The sequence below is a fragment of the Cyclobacterium sp. genome (assembly GCF_014762705.1).
Taxonomy (GTDB): domain Bacteria; phylum Bacteroidota; class Bacteroidia; order Cytophagales; family Cyclobacteriaceae; genus Cyclobacterium.
The window spans coordinates 1-5,146 of the sequence record NZ_JABURL010000022.1 but is presented as its reverse complement, the minus strand read 5'-3'; the positions used below and the strand labels follow the sequence as shown (position 1 = coordinate 5,146).

At 39.0% G+C, this 5,146-nt stretch carries 3 protein-coding genes; 2 read left to right on the top strand and 1 reads right to left on the bottom strand.

Going from position 1 to position 5,146, the window contains the following annotated elements; all coding sequences use genetic code 11:
- Positions 1-235 precede the first annotated feature (235 nt).
- Complete coding sequence (locus tag HUJ21_RS03015) at positions 236-1,264, top strand: LacI family DNA-binding transcriptional regulator (RefSeq protein WP_291367166.1); 1,029 nt, start codon at positions 236-238, stop codon at positions 1,262-1,264.
- A 171-nt stretch (positions 1,265-1,435) separates the two neighbouring features.
- Here HUJ21_RS03015 and HUJ21_RS03010 read toward each other — a convergent pair whose 3' ends face one another.
- Positions 1,436-4,186, bottom strand: coding sequence for a prolyl oligopeptidase family serine peptidase (locus HUJ21_RS03010; protein ID WP_291367165.1), 2,751 nt, complete (start codon positions 4,184-4,186; stop codon positions 1,436-1,438).
- Between the two features lie 376 nt (positions 4,187-4,562).
- Between HUJ21_RS03010 and HUJ21_RS03005 the strand changes: the two genes are divergently transcribed.
- Positions 4,563-5,036 (top strand): Lrp/AsnC ligand binding domain-containing protein, encoded by a 474-nt coding sequence (locus tag HUJ21_RS03005; RefSeq protein WP_166146671.1) that lies wholly within the window; start codon positions 4,563-4,565, stop codon positions 5,034-5,036.
- Positions 5,037-5,146 lie beyond the last annotated feature (110 nt).

The window sequence follows — 5,146 nt, the reverse complement described above, 5'->3', positions numbered from 1 at the left end:
CTGGTCAAAAAAAATATTGTTAAACTCCTGCCAAATAAAAGGAAAGTTCTCCCGCAAAAATCAACCGAAAGGTCAGGAATTGAATTTGAATTTTGTTAATATTAGGTATTTTATTCTTTTTTAGGCTGAATTTTAGGTATAAATAATTTATTCCAAATATTAAATGTATTGAAATCGGTTGCATACTTCTAAAATTATATCTATTATTAATTGCTCTAAGGACTAAAGTGAATTGATGAAAAAAGAAATCACCATTTATGATATTGCAGCAGATGTAGGTTTGTCTCCTACCACCGTAAGCCGGGCATTGAGCAATCACCCGAGAGTGAAGGAAGTTACCAGGAATAAAATCCTCCATGCGGCAAAAAATATGGGTTATCAATCCAATATTTTTGCCTCCAGTCTTCGTAAAAGAAGGTCAAAAAGCATTGGGGTTATTGTGCCCAGGCTGAACAGTGCTTTTCAATCTTCCGTTCTGGCCGGAATGGAAAAAATTGCGACACAAGCCGGTTATAACCTGATTATCAGTCAATCCATGGAATCCCTGGAAAAAGAGATTTCCAATACCAAAATAATGTTCAACAGTCGTGTTGATGGCCTGCTTGTTTCAAAAGCCGGAACCACTGATAATATTGAACATTTTCAACCGTTTTTTCAAAAAGATATTCCTGTTTTGTTTTTTGACCGGGTTCCGGAAAATAACCATTGTACGGGAGTCGTCATTAACAATACCCAAGCCATTTACGATGCAACGGCACACCTTATCAAAGAAGGTTGTAAAAGAATCGTCCATGTATTGGGCAACTTGCAAATCAATGTTTATGCAGATCGCTTGAAAGGATATAAATACGCCCTGATGGATCACGGCTTCGTCTTCAATGCAGACAATGTATTTACCAACGAGCTCGACGAGGATTCAGGAGAACGCATCGTAGAAAAAATATTAAAACTGAATCCCAGGCCGGATGGGCTGTTGGTTTCTAACGACACCAGTGCCGCCAGCTGCCTGATAGCTTTAAAGAAAAGAGGCATTAAGGTTCCTGAAGATTTGGCTATTGTGGGATTCAATAATGATTTGATTTCCCGCATGGTGGAACCCAACATATCCACCATAAATTATCCAAGTTACCATATGGGAGAAGTGGCCATGAAAAACCTGATCAACCACCTGGATGATGAAAATCAGGAAATCCTCCAAAAAACAAATACCATTACACTTAGATCTGCACTGATCATCAGAGATTCATCTAATAGGAAGCACTGAGTTTTTGAAAAAACAGTCTTTCACAAATTAAGGGGCCTGACAATTGTACAAAAATCCCGGGTCCGTTATTGACCTTATATATTGGAATCAATGCCAAAAAAAGGTTAAAGGACAGCTCCTTGCAAATTTGATCCTCATGTGAAAGAAATCATTTGGTTTTTTCAAAAGCAACTACTCACTGATTAATTCATATTTCAGTGTTTTCCCTTTTTCTACAGCCGGAATCCCTTCTTCCATCCATAAAGGTGCAGGGGATCCCTTCAGGTAGTGGTCAAAGAACTGAGACAAGCGAATGCTCAAATCTTTTTTATTTTTCCTTTCCTTTAAATTATGGTCTTCATCGTTGTAAACCAACAGCCAGGAAGGCACATTGTTCCGTTTTAAGCCCATAAAAAATTCTATACCCTGGTACCAGGGAACAGCCCCATCAGCATCATTGTGCATGATCAGGGTAGGCGTTTGGATCCTGTCGGCATAAAAAATCGGAGAGTTTTCCAGATACTGCATGGGTTTTTCCCAGAGGGTCCCTCCAATTCTGGACTGGGTTTGCTCATATTGAAACATCCGGCTCATACCGGTACCCCATCTTATTCCGCCGTAAGCCGAAGTCATATTGGCCACAGGAGCTCCTGCTCCTGCTGCTTTAAACATATTTGTTTTGGTAATGATATAGGCTACCTGATAACCTCCCCAACTCTGTCCCTGAATACCGACGTTTGCCGGATCCACAAAACCCTTTGCCAGCATGCTCTGTACTCCGGGTACCACACAATCATAGGCACTGGGACCAGGTAATCCTATCTTATACTGTATGTCAGGAACGAACACCAGGTATCCATTACTTACAAAAAACGGGATATTGATGACCGAAGCAGATGGTACGGGAGAACGATAACGGTGCAGGGAAGTGGAGCTTCTTTCGTAAAAGTATACCATCATGGGATATTTTTTATCCGGGTCGAAATTTTCTGGTTTGAAAAGTAACCCATTCATCATGTTTCCATCATTCACCCGGTATTCAACCAATTCCACATCTCCCCACAGGATATCTTTTTGTTGGCTATTGATATGGGTCAGTTGCCTGCTTTTCTTGAACTTTTCACCTGCCAGGTACATATCAGGAGATTCTTGAAATGTTGATTTTTGGTAAATAAATTGGTTCAGGTCTTTGGCCTTTTTTAATCCAAAATGGGCTGTATGACCATAAATCAGTTTTACAGGTGAATTTTTCCCCCTGGGATCGGCCAGGAAAAAACCGCTGTCCATTGTTTCTATATCCATACCGCTGAGGAACAAATCTTCCCCAAGGTCCACATAATGCTTATCGGGATCCAGGTCCAGCAGCCGGTATTGGATCTGATTTTCCTCACCATGCCTATTGCTGAGGTTAATCGGCGGTTCCACTCCTTTTGGATCTACCATCCAAATATCAAATTTTCCATAAACCAAAAAATACTGATCATTTGCCGACCACCCTCCATGACCATTGCTACCAGGCAACGAAGGGCTATCGTGTAAATCATCGTAGAAAACATCCTCTAATCCTGCAGTCAGGAAAACCTTTTCCCTATTTTCCAGTCCATAAGCCACCCATGCACTGTCCGGATTACTGTACCAAAAAGCATATTTTCCGGAGGGAGAGATTCTGGGGTTACCAATAATTTCCTTTTCCAATAATTCAGGTTTGCCAGTCTCCATGGATACCCGACGCAGGTCTTTTCCGATCTGAATATCCCAACTGTAATTTCTCCTGTAGGGACTGTCATCCAGAGCAATCGCCCAATCTCCTGTTTTGTCCCAGTTGAAATGCAAATCCCCGATTTCAGCATTGGCAAGAGAAACAACATGTCCGGTATCAACAAGGAAAACGGCAGCAAAACTCTCCTTATTCTTTTCTTCCAGTCTTTTAAGCTGCATGGGCTGTATTTCTTCATCCTGCCATCCCCAAATGTCAAGGCTTACTCTTTCTTCGTCCAGAATTGTAGTATCCGATTCATAGGTGTATTCCCTGGGTTTCTTTTGCCAGCCAAAAAATAAACGCTTTCCGTCTTCGGAAAATTTCAATGGATAATGTTCACTTATATCTCCCTTTTCCCAATCGGTGTCAGGGGCTACCATTTTCAGCCCGGTATCATTTCCACTGTAAAATACATCGAAGGAAGCTTCTTTATCCGAAGGAGCTTGCCTGCTCCCCAAAAAGGCAAATTGAGCGGCATCTTCAGAAAAAACCATGTTTTTATATTGCTTCAAACTGTCTGACAAGGTAATCTCCTGTCCTGTTTTTAGGTCTAAAACCTTAAGATGAAGGCTTTTATTTTCATCTTCCATCATATTTTGCACATAAAATAGTCTGGTACCATTAGTCGCAAAACCATAGGCAGAAACATTTTCAATGTATCTGGATGAGGAACCATCAAAGCTTTGGATATGCAAATCGAATTTTTTTTTATCTCCCTTTTCTTTTTCAGCCTCATTATTTTCCGACTCAATCTTTTCAAGGGAGACCTCGTATGCGTACCATGTTTTATTCTTTGATGGCGTCTTGTAATTCTCGACGTGAGGAATTTTTCTTAATTCCAAATTTTTTAGATCAACCAACAACAAGGTGTCCTTTGGAAATTTATCTTTTTCAATCCTTTGAAGTTTCATTTTCCTAAGGGAATCCTTTTCGGGAGAAAGAAGCCCAATCGCCCAGCGGCTGTCTTCTGAAAATTCAATTTGTTTCAGCCGGGGAATCTCTAATGTACCGGACGAAGAGGAGGTAGGGATCAACTTACCCCTGCCATCAGCCTCCTGAAGGCTTATTTCCACTCCCACCCATTTTCCATCATTTGAAATAATGCTTCGGGAGATAGATTCCCAGTTATCATAATCTCTGTGCTCCAAAGGCCGCTTGCTGTCCTGGCCAAATCCCAAATGCATAATTGAAAAAAAGGTTAAAAAGAACAGACAATAGAATGGTTTGGTCTTGAATGCAGGCATAGGAATCAATTTTATAAATAACATCTAAGTGTATATCGGAGTAAATTTGCTACAGGTTATTTTGATCGAAAAAACTGGTTTTTCTTTAAAAGAAATTTAATTTTAACCCTAAAATAATACAATCCAGGCAGCAAAGAAAGTTTAATTTTTTAAACGGAACAGCCAAAACGTTTATTTTCATGCATTTTAAAATTAAGCCTATTTGATGAGCAAATTGCCGAAATTATACCAAATAGAAAAAAGCTTTCAAATTCTTTGACAATTCAATAATTAAAACAGATCTTTATTTTCAAATTAACAATTAACTCTCAGAATAATGGACAAAATTTTAGATATTGATAATATCGACCTTAAAATCATTTCCTTGCTTAACGAAGATGCCAAAACACCTTTTACAGAAATTGCAAAAAAGGTATTTGTTTCATCGGGTACGGTACATGTCCGGATGAGAAAATTAGAGGATTTGGGGATTGTCAAAAGCGCAACCCTTAACATCGATTTCTCAAAACTGGGTTATGATATCTCTGCGTTTTTAGGTATTTACCTGGAAAAAAGTTCTCTTTATGATAATGTAATCGAAAGATTGAAAGAAATAGCAGAGGTGATCAATGCGTACTACACCACTGGAAACTACAGTATTTTCGCCAAAATCATTTGCAAAGACACCAACCATTTGCGAGATGTTCTCAACAAGATCCAATTGGTGGATGGGATAGACCGTACAGAAACACTAATCGTACTTGAAGAAAGTATCAACAGACCGATTCAACTTTTGGAGGGTAAAAAATAAAACAATAGTTAATTATTAAGATTAAATCTAAATAAAAAATTTATTTGTTTTTAAGAATAATTAATATCACTTTTCAATTACAGTGATTCGATGTTTTGGCATTTTGACAT